The 19456-nt window shown below is 62.3% G+C and carries 22 protein-coding genes; 7 read left to right on the top strand and 15 right to left on the bottom strand.

Annotation, left to right across the window (positions count from 1 at the left end):
* The first annotated feature begins 22 nt into the window (after window positions 1–22).
* The 4 genes from AC6GQJ_RS06930 to AC6GQJ_RS06915 all read left to right on the top strand — a co-directional run bounded on the left by AC6GQJ_RS06930 (window position 23) and on the right by AC6GQJ_RS06915 (window position 3172).
* On the top strand, window positions 23–784 hold the full coding sequence (locus tag AC6GQJ_RS06930) for an SDR family NAD(P)-dependent oxidoreductase (protein WP_500773102.1): 762 nt from the start codon (window positions 23–25) through the stop codon (window positions 782–784).
* A gap of 126 nt (window positions 785–910) precedes the next feature.
* Window positions 911–1525 (top strand): class I SAM-dependent DNA methyltransferase, encoded by a 615-nt coding sequence (locus AC6GQJ_RS06925; RefSeq protein ID WP_500773100.1) that lies wholly within the window; start codon window positions 911–913, stop codon window positions 1523–1525.
* Between the two features lie 93 nt (window positions 1526–1618).
* Window positions 1619–2089, top strand: a complete 471-nt coding sequence (locus tag AC6GQJ_RS06920) for a CIA30 family protein (protein ID WP_500773098.1) — start codon at window positions 1619–1621, stop codon at window positions 2087–2089.
* A gap of 192 nt (window positions 2090–2281) precedes the next feature.
* Window positions 2282–3172, top strand: a complete 891-nt coding sequence (locus AC6GQJ_RS06915; RefSeq protein ID WP_500773096.1) for an FHA domain-containing protein — start codon at window positions 2282–2284, stop codon at window positions 3170–3172.
* On the opposite strand, the gene AC6GQJ_RS06910 is transcribed toward AC6GQJ_RS06915, so the two are convergent.
* From AC6GQJ_RS06910 to AC6GQJ_RS06865, 10 genes are all read right to left on the bottom strand, one after another.
* On the bottom strand, window positions 3169–4407 hold the full coding sequence (locus AC6GQJ_RS06910; RefSeq protein ID WP_500773094.1) for a mandelate racemase/muconate lactonizing enzyme family protein: 1239 nt from the start codon (window positions 4405–4407) through the stop codon (window positions 3169–3171). The genes AC6GQJ_RS06915 and AC6GQJ_RS06910 overlap by 4 nt on opposite strands.
* Window positions 4408–4474: 67 nt before the next feature.
* A complete protein-coding gene (locus AC6GQJ_RS06905) occupies window positions 4475–5566 on the bottom strand; it encodes a Zn-dependent alcohol dehydrogenase (protein ID WP_500773092.1) in 1092 nt (363 codons plus the stop codon).
* Between the two features lie 178 nt (window positions 5567–5744).
* A complete protein-coding gene (locus tag AC6GQJ_RS06900) occupies window positions 5745–6266 on the bottom strand; it encodes a hypothetical protein (protein ID WP_500773090.1) in 522 nt (173 codons plus the stop codon).
* Between the two features lie 321 nt (window positions 6267–6587).
* Window positions 6588–7793, bottom strand: a complete 1206-nt coding sequence (locus AC6GQJ_RS06895) for a TCR/Tet family MFS transporter (protein WP_500773088.1) — start codon at window positions 7791–7793, stop codon at window positions 6588–6590.
* Window positions 7790–9112, bottom strand: coding sequence for a lyase family protein (locus AC6GQJ_RS06890; RefSeq protein ID WP_500773086.1), 1323 nt, complete (start codon window positions 9110–9112; stop codon window positions 7790–7792). The genes AC6GQJ_RS06895 and AC6GQJ_RS06890 overlap by 4 nt, the downstream gene beginning before the upstream one ends.
* A gap of 3 nt (window positions 9113–9115) precedes the next feature.
* Window positions 9116–9904: a 3-oxoadipate enol-lactonase gene (gene pcaD / locus AC6GQJ_RS06885; RefSeq protein WP_500773084.1), complete on the bottom strand. Its 789-nt coding sequence runs from the start codon at window positions 9902–9904 to the stop codon at window positions 9116–9118.
* 6 nt (window positions 9905–9910) lie between these two features.
* Window positions 9911–11101, bottom strand: a complete 1191-nt coding sequence (locus AC6GQJ_RS06880) for an endonuclease/exonuclease/phosphatase family protein (RefSeq protein WP_500773082.1) — start codon at window positions 11099–11101, stop codon at window positions 9911–9913.
* Entirely contained in the window at window positions 11098–12069 is a 972-nt protein-coding gene (locus AC6GQJ_RS06875; RefSeq protein ID WP_500773080.1) for a threonine ammonia-lyase, read from the bottom strand. Before AC6GQJ_RS06875 ends, AC6GQJ_RS06880 begins: the two co-directional genes overlap by 4 nt.
* The gene (locus AC6GQJ_RS06870) at window positions 12066–12884 is read right to left on the bottom strand and encodes an alpha/beta fold hydrolase (protein WP_500773837.1); all 819 of its coding nucleotides are present in this window, start codon (window positions 12882–12884) and stop codon (window positions 12066–12068) included. The genes AC6GQJ_RS06875 and AC6GQJ_RS06870 overlap by 4 nt, the downstream gene beginning before the upstream one ends.
* On the bottom strand, window positions 12884–13570 hold the full coding sequence (locus AC6GQJ_RS06865) for a haloacid dehalogenase type II (protein WP_500773078.1): 687 nt from the start codon (window positions 13568–13570) through the stop codon (window positions 12884–12886). Before AC6GQJ_RS06865 ends, AC6GQJ_RS06870 begins: the two co-directional genes overlap by 1 nt.
* A gap of 123 nt (window positions 13571–13693) precedes the next feature.
* On the opposite strand from AC6GQJ_RS06865, the gene AC6GQJ_RS06860 reads away from it, so the two are divergent.
* Window positions 13694–14128: an FKBP-type peptidyl-prolyl cis-trans isomerase gene (locus tag AC6GQJ_RS06860; protein ID WP_500773076.1), complete on the top strand. Its 435-nt coding sequence runs from the start codon at window positions 13694–13696 to the stop codon at window positions 14126–14128.
* 88 nt (window positions 14129–14216) lie between these two features.
* Here AC6GQJ_RS06860 and rpiB read toward each other — a convergent pair whose 3' ends face one another.
* The 5 genes from rpiB to fabA all read right to left on the bottom strand — a co-directional run bounded on the left by rpiB (window position 14217) and on the right by fabA (window position 17968).
* Window positions 14217–14666 (bottom strand): ribose 5-phosphate isomerase B, encoded by a 450-nt coding sequence (gene rpiB, locus AC6GQJ_RS06855; RefSeq protein WP_500773074.1) that lies wholly within the window; start codon window positions 14664–14666, stop codon window positions 14217–14219.
* A 68-nt stretch (window positions 14667–14734) separates the two neighbouring features.
* Window positions 14735–15526 (bottom strand): enoyl-ACP reductase FabI, encoded by a 792-nt coding sequence (locus AC6GQJ_RS06850; protein ID WP_500773072.1) that lies wholly within the window; start codon window positions 15524–15526, stop codon window positions 14735–14737.
* 9 nt (window positions 15527–15535) lie between these two features.
* Complete coding sequence (fabB, locus tag AC6GQJ_RS06845) at window positions 15536–16765, bottom strand: beta-ketoacyl-ACP synthase I (protein WP_500773070.1); 1230 nt, start codon at window positions 16763–16765, stop codon at window positions 15536–15538.
* Window positions 16766–16928: 163 nt separating this feature from the next.
* On the bottom strand, window positions 16929–17345 hold the full coding sequence (locus AC6GQJ_RS06840; RefSeq protein ID WP_500773068.1) for a VOC family protein: 417 nt from the start codon (window positions 17343–17345) through the stop codon (window positions 16929–16931).
* Window positions 17346–17458: 113 nt separating this feature from the next.
* Entirely contained in the window at window positions 17459–17968 is a 510-nt protein-coding gene (gene fabA, locus AC6GQJ_RS06835) for a bifunctional 3-hydroxydecanoyl-ACP dehydratase/trans-2-decenoyl-ACP isomerase (protein ID WP_500773066.1), read from the bottom strand.
* Between the two features lie 259 nt (window positions 17969–18227).
* Here fabA and irrA point away from each other — a divergent pair, with 259 nt between their 5' ends.
* On the top strand, window positions 18228–18647 hold the full coding sequence (gene irrA, locus AC6GQJ_RS06830) for an iron response transcriptional regulator IrrA (protein ID WP_500773064.1): 420 nt from the start codon (window positions 18228–18230) through the stop codon (window positions 18645–18647).
* 6 nt (window positions 18648–18653) lie between these two features.
* Window positions 18654–19433, top strand: a complete 780-nt coding sequence (locus AC6GQJ_RS06825) for a phytanoyl-CoA dioxygenase family protein (RefSeq protein WP_500773062.1) — start codon at window positions 18654–18656, stop codon at window positions 19431–19433.
* The last annotated feature ends 23 nt before the right edge of the window (window positions 19434–19456 follow it).

The raw sequence follows: 19456 nt of genomic DNA, 5'->3' as shown, positions 1-19456 counted from the left end.
CTGCTATGCCAGAGGGTGCCGTATGACCGCGCTGCCCTCGACACCTTCGCTTGAGCTGTCGGGCAAGCGGGCCTTGGTCACGGGCGCGTCCTCGGGCATCGGTTTGGGCTGTGCCGTGGCGCTGGCCGAGGCGGGCGCGCATGTGGTTTGCGCCGCACGTCGGGCGGACGTGTTGCAGGATGCCGTCGGCGCGATGCGCGACGCAGGTTTCAGCGCCGAGGCGTTACAGCTTGATCAGACGGACATTGCGGGCATCGACAAGGCGTTCGAAACCCCTTTCGACGTTGTCGTGAATTCGGCAGGGCTGGCACGCCACAGCGCCGCCGTCGACACCACGCCCGAGGATTACGATGCGGTCTTCGACATCAACGTGAAGGGAGCGTATTTCCTGTCTTCGACCGCTGCGCGCACGCTGATGCGTGCAGGGCGCGGCGGGTCGATCATCCATATCTCGTCGCAGATGGGCCATGTGGGCGGGGTCGATCGCGCGGTCTATTGCGCCAGCAAACATGCGGTCGAGGGGATGGTCAAAGCCATGGCCATCGAATGGGGCAAGGCAGGCATCCGCATCAACACGATTTGCCCGACCTTTATTCGCACGCCGCTCAGCCAGCCGACCTTTGACGATCCCGAACGGTTCGCGTGGATCATGGAGAAGATCAAGCTACCCCGCGTGGGCGAGGTCAGTGACATCATGGGAGCGGTGCAGTTTCTGGCCAGCGATGCCTCGGCCATGGTGACGGGGACGCATATGATTATCGACGGGGGCTGGACCGCCGGTTGACGGGGCAGGCCCCCGCCGGTCGACCAGAATTGTGCGCCACCCCACTGGCGCGGCACGGATCATCCATTATAGAGCGGCCCTAAGCCATTTGCAGGCGACGCGCATAACCATTCTTGAGGGCACATCATGACCGACACCCAAGCCTCGGCGCAGGACACGCAACAGATCTATGAACGTCAGGCCGCTGCTTATGACGCCAAACGCTCGCGCGTGCTGTTCGAGGCGCGCTGGCTGGCGCGCTTTGCGGCAAGCCTGCCTGCGGGGGCGCATGTGCTGGACCTTGGCTGTGGTACGGGCGATCCGATTGCGCGCTGGTTCATCGCCGAAGGGTTCAAGGTCACAGGCGTTGATTTCGCGCAACCCATGCTCGACATCGCCAAGGGTCGCTGGCCCGAAGGTGATTGGCGACTGGGGGATATGCGCGCCCTTGATCTGGATGGCATGTTTGATGGCATCATCGCGTGGAACAGCTTTTTCCACCTGCAACCCGACGAACAGCGCCAGTGCATCGCCGATATGGCGCGTCACCTCAAGGTTGGCGGGCCCTTGATGCTGACGGTTGGCGACAGCGCGGGCGAGGTGAGCGGCACGGTAGGGGGCGAGGCGCTTTATCATGCGTCACTTTCGCCTGCGGATTATGCCGCCTGTCTTGAGGAAAACGGCCTGCGCCTGACCGGTTTTCTGGCCGAAGACCCCGAAACCGCGCAGCATACCGTGCTGATGGCGCGCAAGCTTGGCTAACTGCCAAAGGGCGTCCGCGCCGATTGATCGCGCGCCCACTTGGCAAATCGCGTCCTCCCGCTAGGTCCATACCGGAATAAGCAGGAGAACAAGGTGCAGCTTTCGCCGGACTGGGAATATGTCGCCGACACCGTGATGGGGGGCGTGTCGAAAGGACAGGCGCGGCGCGAAGAGGTCGCAGGCCACAGCGCCATGCGCCTTACGGGGCAGGTATCGCTGGAAAACAACGGCGGCTTTGTTCAGATCGCCTTTGACCTTGATAACGGCGCACCGTTCGATGCCGGCGGCTATGACGGCATCGTGCTTGAGGTTTTTGGCAACGGCGCGCGCTATGATCTAAGGGTTCGAACCTCGGCGCTTGCGCGGCCATGGCAATCCTTTCGCGCCGATTTTCTGGCCCCCGCGACATGGACACGTGTGGTCATTCCCTTTGCCAATCTGGAACCGCAAAAGACCGACGCGGCCTTTGACCCCGCCGAACTGCGCCGCATCGGTATTCTGGCCATCGGCGCAGAGATGGAGGCCGACATCGCCGTCAGTGCCGTCCACCTGCACCGCGCCTGAAGCGGAAACAAACATGCATGTACCGCCCATCGGATACGGCTGCGCCTGTGCGCGATCGCTCTACCCTCTTTATTTTTGGTCGATTATCGCGCTAGATACGTGGGTAACATTACTTAAAGTCAGTATATTCCAGTCGGGTTCGGAAATAGGTCTTTCGCAAGAAAGGATTGAAGGTTTGGGGGTTGCAGTACGATGAGGGTCGAACGCGCCATTTTGCTGGCTGACGTTTCCGGCAGTACTGCGCTTTATCGGACCCATGGCGACGAACGCGCCAGCAAGCTGGTGTTCGAATGCGTCGAAGGCATGCAGAAAATCGCGACCATCCATGGCGGCGAATTCGTCCGGTCCAAAGGCGACGATGTGTTGTGCCTGTTTGAGTCCGCCGATGCGGCGGTGCAGGCGGCTGGGGATATGATGACCCATGGCGCACGGGGCGAGGTGTCGTTGCACGCGGGTCTGCACTGGGGGCTTGTCGTTTATCGCGGCACTGAACTGTTCGGCGATGCGATCAACGTGGCCGCCCGCCTGTCCAGCCAGGCCAAGGAAAACGAGGTGCTGATGAGCCGCACCTTGGTCAGCCATACCAAGTCAATCGACCGCAGCACGCTTCGGTCAATTGGTGAACACACGTTGCGCGGCATCAATATGCCGACCGAGATTTTCGCCCTTATGGCAGGCGGCGATGAGGACGGCGGCGTGACCAGTTTTGCCGCACAGCCCACCATGTTTCAGGTCCAGCGCAAGGCGCAGGTGGCCAAGACAACCGTGCGCCTGTCGTGGATGAACTGGGCGCAGGACATTCCCGAAGGCAGCCAGATCACCATCGGACGCTCCGAAGCCTGCGGGCTGGTCGTGCCCGAAGCATGGGTGTCGCGGGTGCACGCCGCGATCTCGGTGCGCGGCGGGATTGTGGAGTTCAAGGACAGCTCCTCGGCTGGCACGACGCTGGTCATCGGCAATGCACCCGAATTCTACATCTGTCGGCAGACAGTCGCCCTGACCGGCAGCGGCACGATTGCACTGGGCGGTGTGGCATCAGGCGACGCCCCGCGCATCAGCTATCAAGTGATCCAGAGCGCCTAGTCCGCCGCGCGCGGTGCGGGCGCGCCGCCTTCGAAATTATTGCCATTCTGATAGTCGCAAGGCGCTTCCTGCATCTGCAAATGCAACCCGTCGCCCGTGTAAGGGTGCGCACGGGCCAGCGCCTCGTCCACTTCGATCCCCAGGCCCGGTGCATCCGGCGGCGTGATGAAACCGTCTTCGACGCGGATGCTGCCCTTGATCAGCTGGTCATGGAAAGGGGTTTCGATACACTCGCACATCAGGATGTTCGGGATAGACGCGGCAAGCTGGATATTGGCCGCCCATTCAATCGGTCCAGCATAAAGATGCGGCGCCATCTGCGCGTTATAAACCTCGGCCATGGCGGCGATTTTCTTCGTCTCCCAAATTCCGCCCGCACGGCCCAGTGCCGGTTGCAGGATACTCGCCGCGCCACTGCGCAGGATCGGCGCAAATTCGGCCTTGGTGGTCAGCCGCTCGCCCGTGGCCACCGGAATGGACACGGCGCGCGCCACCTGCGCCATCTGCTCGACCGCATCGGGGGGCACGGGCTCTTCGAACCACAGTGGTTGATAGGGTTCGATCGCGCGGCCCAACCGGATCGCACCTGCCGTTGTGAATTGCCCATGGGTGCCAAACAGCAGATCGGCACGATCCCCGACCGCCTCGCGGATCGCCTTGCAAAAGGCCACCGACTGGCTGATGTCGCGCATCCCCGGCATGTGTCCGCCCCGCAGCGTATAGGGGCCCGCGGGGTCGAACTTCACCGCGGTATAGCCGCGTTCGACACAGTCGAGCGCGGACTCCGCCGCCATCTGCGGCGAGGTCCAGAACAGGTCCAGACCGTGATGCTCAAGCGGATACAGATAGGTGTAAGCGCGGATGCGGTCATTCATACGCCCGCCCAACAGGGCATGCACCGGACGACCGCGTGCCTTGCCCAGAATATCCCAGCACGCAATCTCCAAGCCCGAGAATGCGCCAATCACGGTCAGGTCGGGGCGCTGCGTAAACCCCGACGAATAGGCGCGGCGGAACATCAACTCGATGTTCTCGGGGTTCTCGCCGGCCATGTGACGCGCGAACACGTCCTCGATCACAACGCGCATCGCCTCTGGCCCGACCGAAGAGGCATAGCATTCGCCCCATCCCACAATGCCGTCATCGGTGGTGACTTTGACCAGTATCCAGTACCGCCCGCCCCATCCCGGGGCAGGGGGCGCGCATATGATGATGTCGAGGTCCTGCAACTTCACAGCGGCTGTCCTTCTCTGTTCCAAAAAATCCCGGGGAGTCCCGAAGGGACGGGGCAGAGCCCCAAGCTCAGCGGTCGAACATGATCACATTGCGGCGGGCCTTGCCGGATTTGGTATCCGCAATCGCCTCGTTGATTTGGTCCAGCGACCAGCGCCCCGAGATCAGGCTGTCCAGTTGCAACCGCCCCTGCAGATAAAGGTCCACCATCCACGGAATATCCCGCTGGATCACCACATCGCCCATTTTGGATCCGACCATGCCTTGGCCGAGGGCGGCGAGGATCACAGGCTCATAGGATGCCATCGCGCCGGAATGCGGCATGCCCACCATCACGACCTTGCCGCCCGCGCCCAGATAGCGCGGTGCCTGCTCATAGGCGGGGATCGCGCCGACCGTGACAATCACCGCATCGGCCCCTTTGCCGCCCAGTGCTTTGTACGCGGCACGCCAGGGGGATTTGCCGGTCGCTAGCACGCCATGGGTTGCGCCAAAGGCTTTGGCGTCGTCGAGCTTTTCCTCGGTCATGTCGACAGCCACAATCCGGCGCGCGCCTGCGATCCGTGCGCCCTGAATGGCGTTAAGGCCAACGCCGCCCGCGCCAATTACCACCACATCCTGACCCGCGCGCAGGTTGGCTGCGTTCACCACGGCCCCGACGCCAGTGATCACCCCGCAGGCGATCAGGCAGGCCGCGTCCTTGGGAATATCGGCCGAGATTTTGACCAATTGTTTTTGATCGACCACCACCTTTTCAGCAAAGGCACCACAGGCCATGGCCTGATGCAGTTTGCCGTCTTCCATCGTGCGGATCGGTCCGTGATCGCCATCGTAAGGTGTTTCACAATTGGTCGGTTTGCCCCCCGCGCAAGACGGGCACGTGCCGCAGGACCGGATCAACGTCACGACAACGCTGTCGCCTACGGCCACGCCTACAACATGCGGTCCTACGGCGCTGACCACGCCCGCAGCCTCGTGACCATAGACCGCAGGCAGGCTGCCGCCCCATGCGCCACTGGCATAGGTGATGTCGGAATGGCAAATCGCCACCGCGTCCAGCGTCACCTCGACCTCGCCCATTTCGGGCGCGCGGAGGCGGATATCCTCGACGACAAGATCGGCACCGAATTCATGGGCCACTGCGGCTTTTATGGTTTGCATATCGGTCCTTTGCTGCGCCGCGCCTGCACGCGATTGACGTTTCCCTGTATCGAAAGCGTCGCGCAGGTCGGTGCCGCCTGCAAGAGCGAAACCGACAGGTTTTGTCGTCTTTGCCGTGTGGTCAGGGTCGCGGAACGCGTCCAATCACAGATCCGTACTGATGAGTATGTTCGCCGCGTTACCGGATTTTTACCTGTTGCGAAGCGGTCAGCAGATCACAAACGCCTAAGTGGCTGGTCCAGCTGCCCATAACCATATGTCCGGTACGCACGTCGATATCGAACATCACCCAAGGGTCGAAATCCTTGTTCGATCCGCGATTGCGCACACGGTTCAGCGACACGTCCACCTCGCAAGTGTGCAGGTTAGGCATCTTCAACGAGTTGATGAAAATGCGGATTTCGGGCACTTCCCATGCGCTGTCGATTTTGCAGGCCTCGGGAATGCCACCGGGCTTGTTATTGGACATGCCTTTGACCTTCTGGCCTGCCTTGTAGGACACGCCGATATTGATCTCGTAGACGCCTTCGGGTTGCTTGATTTTCAGGACGCCTCGGCCATTGCCGCTCCACGTATTGTTGTATTTGCAGTTTTTAAGCATCGCGTTCTTGTGGAAAATCCCTTTGTACAAGGCGGTTTTGGCTTTCTTGCCGTTCTTGGCAATCAAGATCTTCTTTTTCGGCTCTTTCCAGGCACCCATGAAACAATTCCCTTCACTCTATCAATACGCTTCCAAGAAGCAGAAAAATTGCCGGTCGATGTGGCTGGTGCGGCTGGGTGCGGGTTCCGGAAAACGCCGTATCCTAGGTGCGCAATAGGCAGCTTATACATCGACAAGCGGTTCAATATGTTGCGCGGATACCATCCTGCGGAAATGCGCAGGGTCAGGGCAGGGCGGTGCCGCACCTTGAAATACTAGCCGTTGGATCGTCGCAGGGTCGAGTAAGCTATCGCGCACTTGACAGATGCGCCGCTCATCGTTCTCATGCGCGCTGCTTTGCGTGGATCATGCGTTGTCGCGCTACTCAGCTGTGTTGAACCGCCCTGCGCGGAGAAACACCATCAAGCCGACTGCCATAAGAATTGCGGACAGAAAGAACGACGCCCCGGGCAAGTACACGGGCGCATCCGGCGCGGTAAAGGAATAGAATACATATGTCATGATCATCGGCGACAGGATCATGGCAAGGGCCGACACAGAGGTCAGCGCGCCCTGCAATTCGCCCTGCTGGTTGTCGTTTACTGCCTTGGACAGAATGCCCTGCAGCGCGGGGATGATGACGGCGGGCAGGGCGGCGAGGGGCGTCAATATCATCAGCCACGTGCCGGAACTGACAAAGCCGATCATCATGAACACGCCGACATCACCGATATGCCCGTAGATGACCGATGCGCGCTCTCCCCAGCGGCGCAGGATGGGGCGGATCAGCCCGCCTTGTACCACGGCCATCGAGATCCCGAAAAGACCCAGCGACAACCCCCGCATGCCTGGCGACCAGTCAAAGCGTTCCAGCGTATAAAAGCTCCAGATCGCGGGATAGACCGAGAACGCGACCTGATAGATGAAGAACACCACCAGCAACGGCCCGATCCCCGGTAGCCGCGCGAGATAGCGGAACACGCCCAAGGGGTTCGCACGCCGCCATTCAAAGCTGCGGCGGATGCGGTCATCGACGGTTTCTTTCAGCACGAAATACCCGAACACCATATTGGCGGCGGCCAGTCCGGCGGCGGCATAGAACGGGGCGCGCGTGCCATATTCGGCCAGCACCCCGCCCACCATGGGCCCGAACACGAACCCCATCCCGAAGGCCGCGCCGATCAGTCCGAAATTTGCCGCCTTGTCCGCCGGTTTCGAGATGTCGGCCATATAGGCGTTGGCCGTGGATTGCGTTGCCGCCGTGATCCCGCCGACAACCCGCCCGATCAACAGCAGCCAGATTGATCCCGCCAGCGCCATCACCAGATAATCGGCGGCCATCACGCCAAGCGAGGTCAACAGCACAACCTTGCGCCCGAAGCGGTCGGACAAGGCCCCGATCATCGGGCCGAACAGGAACTGCATGGCCGCGAATGTGGTGGACAACACGCCGCCCCACAGGGCCGCCGATCCGATGTCCGCGCCGCGTACTTCCTGAATAAGGTCGGGCATGACCGGAATGATCAGCCCGATCCCCATCGCATCCAGCATGACCGTCAGCAGGATAAAGACGACCCCCAGCTTCAAAGGGAGGACACCCGTTCTGCAAAGGCGCGTGCGTCGGACGGGGCGAGGCCCATCTGCGTGTCAGCCGTGAACAGGTCGGCGGACAGGTTTGGATAGGCGGCAAGCGCCACCTGCGCCAGTGGCACATCCTGCGCGACCGCTTCGGCCACCAGTTCCTTGACCCGTTTCTGTGCATCGGGCCGCGACATGGTGGAACACAGGGCAAAGGACAGCGCCTCGGCATGGACAAGGCCCAGACCGCCCACATGGGCGCGCATGGCGTCCGCATCGGTGGCGAGGTTCTCGCTCAGCTTTTCCAGCGTGTCGAGGGCGGCGGCAGTGCACAGGGCGATCTGGGGCAGGGTCATCCATTCGGTGAACCATGCCGCGCCGTCGCGTTGGTATTGATGGGCCGACGCCGCCTGAAGGCTGGCGCGCAGGCCCGTCATCTGGTGGTTCAGCGCCACCAGAACCGAGGGCGCAACGGGATTCTGTTTCTGCGGCATGGTCGAGGATGCGCCCGCACCGCCCAAGCGTACCTCGCCCGTGTCCGACCCGACCAGCCCGATCAGGGTTTGCCCCAATGCCGCGCAGGTCGCCACCACTTCGGCCATCCATTGCGCGATGCGCAGGACGGGGCCGCGATCTGTGTGCCAGCTGCGTTTGGGATCGTTGAGGTTCAGCGCCTCGGCCAGTTTCGCGCGCGTTTCTGCCGCCTCGGGGCCAAGGGCGGAAGCAGTGCCCGCCGCGCCGCTCAGGCTGACAAACAGCGATGTGTCGCGCAGGGTTTCCAAACGCTCCAACGCGTCGGCAAGGGGTTGGCCCCATTGCGCCAGCATCGCCCCCCACGAGGTGACGGTGGCGTGCTGACCGTAGGTGCGCGCCGCCATGGACGTTTCGGCATGGGTGCTGGCACCGTCAGCCATACGTTTAAGTGTGGTGCGCAGGGTGGTTTCCTGTGCCGCCAGTGTCTGGCGCAGCCGCAGCATCAAAGCGGTGTCGATGATATCCTGACTGGTCGCGCCCCAATGGGCATATTGGGCGTGTTCCGGTGCCTCCATCGCGCTGCGGAAGGCGGCGACAAGTGCGGGCACGCACACGCCGTTGGTGGCCGTCGCATCGGCCAATCCGGCAGGGTCGATCTGCACCTCCATGCTGGAGCGATGGATGAACGCGGCGCTGAGGTCGGGGATGATGCCCTGCGCGCCCTGCACCTTGGCAAGCGCGCCCTCGACCAGCAGCATGGCGCGGATGTCGGCACTGTCGGACCACAGGCGCCCGACCTCTCCGGTATTGAACAGACGACCCAGAAGGGGGGATGCGAAAACACTGGCTGCCATGGATCAGATATGCCCCGTTGCACGCATGAAATCGCCAAGCACGCGGGCGAATTCATCGGGTTTCTCGACACAGGGCAGGTGGCCCGCACGGCGGATCAGGTGGAACTTGCTGCCTGGTACCAGATCGGTGGTTTCGCGCACAAGGTCGGGGGGCGTCGCGCCATCCTCGTCCCCTGCGATGCCCAAGGTGGGCAGGCGCAAGCTGGCCGTGGTGGCAAGGAAATCCGTGCCAGCAATGGCGGCGCAGCATCCGGCATAACCCGCATCGGGCTGGCGCGAGAGCATGTTGCGCCACAACTCGACATCCGTACTGGCGCAGAACGCCTTGGAGAACCAGCGTTCCATCACCCCATCGGCCAGTGCTTCGACGCCGTCTTCTTGTACGCTTGCGATGCGGTCGTCCCACATCTGCTTGGTGCCGATCTTGGCCGCCGTGTTCGACAAAACCACGGCCCGCACGAGATCAAGCCGCTTGACGGCCAACCCTTGGGCGATCAACCCGCCAATTGACAGGCCGACAAACAGCGCGTCGTTGAACCCGTGCATATCCATCAGCTTTTCCGCATCACTGACCAGCGCGCCCATCGCATAAGGCCCCGTCGGGCAACTGGACAGGCCGTGGCCCCGCTTGTCATAGCGCAGCACGCGCAACCCCGCAGGCAGCAACGGCATGATCGGATCCCACAGCCGCAAATCGGTGCCAAGCGAGTTGGCAAACACCACCGGCGCACCGTCTTCGGGTCCGTCGATACAATAGTGCAGGCGAACGTCGCCCAGATCGGCCATGTGCATGATATCTTAGTCCTTTAGTCGCATATGGGCGATGATTTGCCCGTGGTCTGACGCCAGCTTGTTATAGGGGGCTTCGGGGTGGCTGCCATCCGTCAAATGGTCGTTCAGCACACTAAAGTAATCCATCTGCCCGATACTGTCCGGCGTGTTTTCGATGAAATGGCGGGACATGTAAATCTGGTCGATGCTTTCGTAATTGCCTCCAAAAGCCGCCGTGTAAACCATGTCGCGCGCCGATTTGCGCACGAACTGCCGTTCGGCGGAATGCAGACGCACGGCCTCGATATTCTCGCGGATCTGGATGTCCTCGGCCTCGCTATACCGGTCGCGCGGGGTTTCGGCGTCGTGGCGCAGCATCCATGCGTAGTTCTTGAACGGGTGTTCACCGCTGATGATCTCGGAACTGACCGCATGTTCGCCGTCATTGAAATCCCCCATCGCCATGACGGGCCGCCCCTGTCGCAACTCGCCCACAATGGCGCGGCGCAGCACCCATGCCTCGGTCATGCGGCGCAGGGAGGCGCGCAAGCCGCCAAGGGTGCGCCCTACGGGGTCGTATTGCGTCAGGTCGACCTCGGGCGGCAGGCCGCCATCTGCGGGGCGCACATATTCGCCCAGCTTGGACTTCAGATGGCAGTTAAACACGCTGACCACATGGCCCCCGACCGGCACACGCGCCATCAGGATCGGCCGGCTCAGACGGGTCAGGCGGAACGACCCGCCGCCTTCGGGGCCCATCGGACCAAAGTCGATGTCGATGGGTTCGGGCAGGTCCTGAATGACCACGGGCGTCCCGACAAAGCCAAAGCGCGACAGGATCGCAACACCCGGTCTGCGCTGTCCTGCGGGACCGTCATTCACATTGGGTGCAAAGGCAAGGGCCGCGTCCGTGTAGGGGCGATAAGCCAGTTTGCGAAAGATCGCCTTGCGCCGATAGCGCTTGGTCGGGCCGGGGATATGGGCGGCGTTCGCCTCAATCCCTTCGGCGTCGGCCTGCGCAATGACCTCTCGCAGGGCGCTTTCCTCGAAAATCTCTTGGAAGCCGACAATGTCCGCATCCATGGTCTGGATCTGTTCGGCCAGCCAGTCGGCTTTCCACGCGTATTCCTCGGGCGTGTAGTTTTGAAAGCGGTAGTATTCGCGATCCGCTCCGATCAGGTTTTTGACGTTGAAACTGGCGATAGAAAATTCGGTCATGTCAGCCCCTTCAGGCACGCGGCGAACTGCGCGGGATCAACGTTCCCGCCCGAGATTGTGACAATCACGTCGTCGCCTTCGATCTCGTCACCGCGACACAGGGCCGCCGCCAGCGCCACCGCACCACCGGGTTCTGCAACCAGTTTCAGCCGCAGGAAAGCCTGCGCCATGGCGTACAGCGCCTCGTCCTCGGACACGACAAGGCCCGCGCCGCACAGCCGCTGCATGATCGGGAATGTTATCTGCCCCGGTTCGGGTGTGATGATCGCGTCGCAGATATTGCCCGACAGTTGCGCGTTGCGCGTAATCTTGCCCGCGCGCAGGGATCTGGCCACATCGTCAAAGCCTTCCGGTTCGACCGGATGGACGCGCATGTTTGGCGCGTCGGCTTCCAGCGCGAGGGCGATGCCGCTGGTCAGCCCCCCACCGCCGCAACAGACCAGCACCTGTGCGCTCTCTATGCCATGTTCGGCGGCTTGTGCAGCAATCTCCAGACCTATCGTCCCTTGGCCCGCGATCACCTGCGGTTCGTCAAAGGGCTTGATCAAGGTCAGGCCGCGTTCTTGCGCCGTTTGTGCGCCGATGGCATCGCGATCCTCGGTCGCGCGGTCGTACAGTACGACCTCGGCCCCGAGGGCGCGGGTATTGGCGATCTTCAGGGCGGGTGCGTCCGAGGGCATGATGATGACGGCAGGCAACCCGTGCTGGCGCGCCGCATAGGCGACGCCTTGGGCGTGGTTGCCGCTGGAAAACGCGATCACGCCCTTGCTGCGCGCCTCGGGGTCCAGCGCCGAGATTGCCGACCATCCACCACGGAATTTGAAACTGCCCGTGTGTTGCAGGCATTCGGGTTTCACCCAAACGCGCCGCCCCGCGATCTCGTCCAGAAAGGGCGAATTCAAAAGCGGCGTGCGCCGCGCGTGTCCCTTTAGCCGCTGTGCTGCGGCGCGGATCATGTCGATATTCATGCCATGGCCTCCATCCATTTGTGCAGGACCGCCACGGCCTCGGGTTCATCCAGAAACGGGATATGGCCGCGATCAGGAACGCGGGCATAGATCATGTCGGGGCGGCGGTCGCGCATTTTTTGCGCCGTTTGTGCGCTCAGAAGGTCGGACCCTGCGCCGTGGATCAGGCAGGTTGGCTTGCCCGCCAGCGCGTCAAAGAAGGGCCAGAGGTCGGGCAGGGTGCCGCCCGCCTCGACCGCATCGCGCAGGTGTGGGTCATAGGTGATGTCCAGCCCGTCAGGCGTTTGGGTGAAATGGGTTTGCGCCTCTTGCAGCCACCGCTCTAGCGGGACATCGGCGAACCCTTGCAGCACCAGCGGCAGGGCCGCGGCAGCCTCTTTATGAGTGCGGGCGGCGGGTTTTCGGCCCAGATAGGTCATGATGCCACCCAGTCCGGCAGGGTCGAGTTCCGGCCCTACATCGTTCAGCGCCGCCCCGATCAGACGCTCCGGCGCGATGCTGGCAAGGCCCATGGCGTTCAGCCCCCCGCGCGAGGTGCCGAGGATCGCGACGGATGCTAGCGACAGATGGTCCATCAACTCCATCACGTCGCGGATTTCCACCGGCAGGGTATAGTTCTGCCAGTTCGGGTCAAAATCGGACTGTCCACGCCCGCGATAGTCCATCTTGATCAGTCGGCACGGGGGCAGGTGCGGGGTCACATACTGGAAATCCGCGCTGGTGCGGGTCAGGCCCGCGAGGCACAGCAACGGTAGGCCTTCGCCTTCGTCGCTGTAGTAAAGCTGCAAACCGTCAGAAGTGGTGAACTGCGCCATTACAGACCCGCCAATGCCGGAATGCCCGTCAGGTCGGGCAGGATCGTGTCGGGTGTCCATGGCAGGCGGTCCACCGGTTCGCTTGCGCGGTTCACCCACGCGGTGCGAAACCCATATCCTGCCGCCGCCGCCACGTCCCACCCGTTGGAGGACACAAACAGCACCTCGTCCTTGGCGCAGCCGAAACGCTGACCAACAAGGTCGTAGACGCGGGCATCGGGTTTGAAAATACCCACCGACTGGACCGACAGGCTGTCATCTAGCACGTCTTCGATCCCGGCAGAGCGGACGGCGCCGGCCAGCATTTCGGGCGATCCGTTGGACAGGATGGCTGTGTTCAGTCCGGCGGCTTTCAGGTCATGCAGCATCTGCGGCACTTCGGCATAGGCCTGTAGTTCCCAGTAAAGCGCCAGCAACCTTTCGCGCAGCGCGGGGTCGCCATCATGACCCGTTTTCTCCAGTGCCCAGTCGAGCGCGTTCTGCGTTACCTCCCAGAAATCGGTATGGGCACCAGTGATCGCGCGTAGCCAAGAATAGCCAAGCTGCTTGGCGCGCCAAAGCTCGGCAACGGCGGGCCAACTGTCTTTGATGGCGGCGAAATCAGGTTCAGCCGCCGCTTGGCGCGCGGCGGCGGCCACATCGAAAAGGGTGCCGTATGCGTCGAAGATGCATGTGGTGACGGGCATGGGCGTGTTCCTTTTTGCGTGCAGAGTGGCACGGGCGCGCGGTGACGAAAAGGGGGGCAGGTGGGGTTTACCCATCGGCGCTGAACAGGCAGGGTGCCCCCCGAATGAAAAGGAGTATAAGACATGGCCGAAATCAAGGACGGAGATACGGTACGTATCCACTACACAGGTACGCTGACCGACGGGACGACCTTTGACAGTTCGCAAGGGCGCGAGCCGCTGGAATTTGTGGTCGGGTCGGGCCAGATCATCAAAGGGCTGGATGTCGCCCTGCCGGGTATGGAAGCCGGAGAGAAAAAGACAGTCACCATCGACAGCCTCGACGCCTATGGCCCGATCAATCCTGAAATGCATCAGGCGGTCCCGCGCGAGGCGATCCCTGACGAAATCCAGCTTGAGGTCGGCATGCAGTTGCAGATGCAGACCCCGCAGGGTCAGCCGATGCCGGTCACAGTGACCGCGCTGGACGAGGAAAAGGTGACGCTGGACGCGAACCACCCGCTGGCGGGCCGCGATCTGGTGTTTGAATTCGAAGTAGTGTCTTTCGACGCGGCGTGATGCCGTCCTGCGGCGGTGTGCGCGGCGCAAATACGCGCCGCCCTCCGTCCTGAACACTTAGGAAATGCTGGCTTCGCCTAGGGCGAGGTCAGCACTCAAGTGCCTTGATCATGTCCACGCGTGTGGCGTGACGCCCGCCTTCGAACTCGGCAGACAGGAACGCATCCACAACATCCAGCGCAAGCCCTTCGCCGATCACGCGCACGCCCATCGACAGCATGTTGGCATCGTTGTGCTGACGGATCATGCGGGCGGAAAACGTGTCGTGACAGGTGCCACAGCGGATGCCGTTCACCTTGTTCGCGGCCATCATGATGCCCTGACCGGTCCCGCACAGGATGATACCAAAGCGGCAGTCACCTGACGCCACGCGGGCGGCAGCCGCCGCGCCGTGTTCGGGATAGTGCGTGCTTTCGGTGGTGGTGGGGCCGATGTCCACGACCTCCCATCCCTTGGACTGGATGTGCGCGGCGATGGCCTGGCGTGTGTCAATCGCGGCGTGGTCGCTCGACAGTACGATACGTTTGTTCGTCGTCATGAATGTGATCCTGTTGAGGCAGCTGGGGCGGTCTGCGGCGCATTGATCCGCGCCACAGCCGAGGCCCATCAAAGGTGGTCGGGTTGTGGCATGCCCAGTACGTGAAAGCCGCCGTCGACGCGGATGATTTCTCCGGTCGTGCAGGCCCCCGCATCCGAGCACAGGTAGACAGCCGTGCCGCCCACTGCTTCGAGCGTGGCATTGGCGCGCAGCGGGGCGTTCTGGTCGGTGTGCTTGTAGGTCTTGCGTGCGCCGCCGATGGCCGCGCCCGCGAGCGTTTTCATTGGGCCGGGCGAGATGGCGTTGACGCGGATGCCTTCGGGGCCAAGGTCGTTGGCCAGATAGCGCGTTGCGGATTCCAGCGCCGCCTTGGCAACGCCCATCACGTTGTAATTCGGCACAACGCGGTTGGACCCCTGATAGGTCAGCGTCAGCAGCGTTCCGCCATTGTCGACCATCAGCGGATGGGCGCGGCGGGCCACTTCGATAAAGCTGTAGGCGCTGATATCCATCGAGTTCTTGAAGTTGGCGCGGCTGGTGTTCAGGAACCGCCCCGTCAGTTCGGATTTGTCGGAAAAGGCAACGGCGTGCACGACGAAGTCGATTGTGGGCCAGCGCGACGACAGGGCCGCAAACGCGGCATCCAGCGACGCGTCATCGGTCACGTCCACATCCACCATGAAATCCGACCCGACGCTTGCCGCCAGCGGCTCAAGCCGTTTGCCGAAAGCCTCGCCCTGATAGGTAAAGGCAAGCTCTGCGCCCGCGTCTGCCATCGCCTTGGCAATACCCCACGCAATAGAGCGTTCATTGGCGACGCCCATGACGAGGCCGCGTTTCCCTTTTAACAAATCCGACATGTCTATTTCTTACCCGTGAAATTTCGAAAGGATCATCGACCCGTTGGTGCCACCGAACCCGAAAGAGTTCGTCATCACGCTGTCCAGCCCCGCATTGCTGCGCAATTCGGTTGCGATCTCGGATGGATCGATGGCGGGGTCCAGTGTTTCGACGTTGATGGAGGGCGCAATAAAGTCGTGTTCCAGCATCAATAGGCTAAAGATCGCTTCGAGCGCGCCGGCGGCCCCTTGGGCGTGGCCGGTCATCGACTTGGTCGAGCTGACGGGCGGGGTGGAGCCTTGGCCGAAGACGCGGCGCACGGCTTCGATCTCGCCCACATCGCCCACGGGCGTCGATGTGCCGTGCGCGTTGATGTAGTCGACGCTGCGCCCTTCGGGCAGGGTTTGCAGGGCGACACGCATGGCGCGTTCGCCGCCTTCGCCGGACGGGGCAACCATGTCGTGGCCGTCGGATGTGGCGGCATAGCCGGTCACTTCGGCATAGATTTTTGCACCACGGGCGCGGGCATGTTCCAGTTCCTCCAGAACAACGATGCCGCCGCCGCCGGAAATCACGAACCCGTCGCGGTTGGCGTCAAAGGCGCGGCTGGCCGTGGTGGGGGTGTCGTTGTATTTCGAGGACATCGCGCCCATCGCATCGAACAGGCAGGACAGGGTCCAGTCCAGTTCTTCGGCACCGCCTGCGAACATGACGTCCTGCTTGCCCATCATGATCTGTTCGGCAGCGTTGCCAATGCAGTGCAGAGAGGTCGAACAGGCCGAGGTGATGGAGTAGTTGATGCCCTTGATCTTGAACGCGGTCGCAAGGTTCGCGCTGATGGTCGAGGACATGCATTTCGGCACCGCAAAAGGGCCGATCCGCTTGGTCGCACCGGTTTTCAGCACCGTCTGGTGCGCGCTGAGCATGGCCGACGTGGACGGCCCGCCCGAACCGGCCACAAGTCCGGTGCGCGGGTTTACGATATCGCTTTCCTCAAGACCCGCGTCGGCAATCGCCTGACTCATTGCGATATGGCCGAATGCCGCGCCGGGGCCCATGAAACGCAGGGTGCGTTTTTCCACATGCTCGGTGACATCCAGTTTCAGGGTGCCCGCTATCTGGCTGCGAAAGCCGTGTTCGGCCATTTCAGGGCTGGCGACGATGCCGGACGTGCCCGATTTGAGCGAGGCCAGAACCTCGTCCACGTTATTCCCGATGGACGAGACGATGCCCAATCCTGTGACGACGACACGGCGCATACGCGGGCTCCTTCATCTATTATGTTGCGCCCCATGTAGGACACAGGAGCACGGGCGCGCAACCATATTGGCAGGGGGATGCGGGGCTTGGGCGGTGATTTGGGCAAGAGGTCGCGCTTTTGTCGCAGTGCGATCGGCAAGCGCCGCTGCGGGGCCGCACGTCCTATCCGTCGCGGGCGGGGTCGTCGGGGTTGGAGGAGAACAGCGCGATCTTGTTGCCTTGGGGGTCGCGCAGATAGCTGACATAGAAACGCGCCCCGTAGTCGGCGCGAAATCCCGGCTGGCCCTCATCCGTACCACCCACCGATAGCGCGGCGGCATGCAGGGCGCGCACGCTATGCTGGTTTGGGGCCTCGAAGGCCACCATCGCCGCGTTTCCGGCAGAGGCCGCGCCGCCATCAAAGGGCGGTTTCACATAGAAGTCGGGAAACACGGGTTTGTCACCTTCCGCCACGGGCAAGGCAAAGGTGAGGCCCTCGGGCCCTTCGGACAGGGTATAGCCAAGGGCAGGCAGGAAGGCGCAGTAGAAGCGTTTGGCGAGGGCAAGGTCATCGGCACCCACGGTGACATATGAGATCATCCCGCCCGTGCCCCCTTTGCGTCACCTTGCGGTCGTCGCGGGCAGCCCGTTGGCCCCCCGCGTTATGTTTCGGTCGTGACAGCGATATGCGCGATGGCATCCGCTTTGCCGCCTCAGCTTTCGCTCAGCGCGACTTTCATGTCTTTGACCTCATAAATGACCTCGCCATCCGCCTCTACGATACCGTCCGCGACACCCATGGTCAGGCGGCGGGTTTGCACGGCTTTGGTAAAGTCGATCTTGTAGGTCAGCATCTTGCGGTCAGGGCGCACCATGCCTTTCAGCTTCACTTCGCCAACGCCAAGGGCATAGCCGCGCCCCTGCCAGCCGCGCCAGCCAAGGTTGAAGCCAGTAAGTTGCCACAGGCCGTCCAGTCCAAGACAGCCGGGCATGATCGGGTTGCCGGGAAAGTGGCAGTCAAAGAACCACAGGTCGGGCGTGATATCGAATTCGGCCGTGATGTGGCCCTTGCCATGCGCGCCGCCATCGGCGGAGACATCGGTGATCCGGTCCATCATCAGCATCGGAGGCGCGGGCAATTGTGCATTTCCAGGTCCGAACAATTCGCCGCGGGCGCATTTCAGCAATCCCTCTTTGTCAAAGCTGGTGGGATAATCTGCCATATTTTCCTCATAATTGCGCACATTTACCGGTCTGTACCGGACTTTGATCCATCTAGCACCGCGTGACCGTGCCACGCAAGGGCGCGCCGGATGCCGCCGGATGTGCTGCGCGCGCTGACTGCGTGGCCAGCAAATTCGCATCCAAGGCAGGTCCGGCATATGTGCATCGCGCCCGTAGCAAATCGGGCGTGGCCCTATTTCCAATTGAATTCGGCTTCTACGGCCCTTTATATAGCGGGAACGGAAGTTGAGGATCGCAATGGCACTGGATCAACACGAGGTGGGAACCACATGGCTGGCGGGCGCGGGACTGCGCCCTACGCGCCAGCGTGTGACGCTGGCCGCTTTGCTGATCGGTGACGGGCAGCACCGCCATGTCACCGCCGAGAGCCTGTTTGAGGCCGCCAAATCGCAGGGCGAGGCCGTGTCCCTTGCCACCGTCTACAACACGTTGCGCGCTTTTTGCGACGCGGGCTTGGTACAGGAAGTCACCGTTGACGGCTCCAAAAGCTATTTCGACACAAACACCCATGATCACCCGCATTTCTTCTGGGAAGATGATGCGCGCCTGACCGATGCACCTTCTGACCAGTTGGTGATCGCGCAATTGCCCGATGCGCCCGAAGGGGCCGAGATTGCCTCGGTCGATGTGGTGATCCGGCTGCGCCGCAAGTCCTGATCCGTTATGTCCTTTGCCAGTTCGGATGACGCCGCCACCTATCAACGGGACGGGGTTGTCCTGATCCGTGGCCTGTTTGCCGATTATGTGGAGGCGTTGCGGGCAGGGGTTGCGCGCAACATGGCCGAACCTGGCCCCTATGCGTCGACCAATGACCGCGCGGGTGAAACGGGGCTTTTCTTTGACGATTATTGCAATTGGCACCGGATACCGGAATTTCATGGCGCGGTGCGCAGTGCCGATGTGATCGACACCGCCGCGACGCTGATGGGGTCGCAGTCGGTGCAGATGTTCCACGATCATGTGCTGGTCAAGGAACCGGGAACCTCGATGGCGACCCCGTGGCATCAGGACGGGCCCTATTACTTTGTGCAGGGTACGCAAACCGTCAGTTTCTGGTCGCCCCTTGATCCAGTCAAGGACGCGACCTTGCGCTGCGTCGCAGGATCGCATCGCTGGCCCAAGGATGTGGTGCCGACGCGGTGGGTGTCTGAAACCGCGTTCTTCGAGGGCGACTACATCCCCGTGCCCGACCCCGAGGCCGAAGGAATGCGGATCGTCGAGTTCGAAATGGAACCGGGGGATGCCGTGGCTTTTCACTTTCGCACGCTGCACGGCGCACGCGGCAACCAAAGCACGTCGCGGCGCAGGGCGTTTTCGCTGCGGCTGGTGGGGGATGATGCGCGCTATGCCGATCGGCCCGGTCCGACCTCGCCACCCTTCCCGGGGCACGGGATGGTCGCCGGTCAACGTCTGCGCGAGGACTGGTTTCCGATCCTGCGGTAAGGGGGCGTTTCGGCGCGTAGGTC

It is taken from the genome of Tateyamaria sp. 7Alg 36 (assembly GCF_059882455.1).
This window is presented reverse-complemented; position numbering and strand designations above follow the sequence as displayed.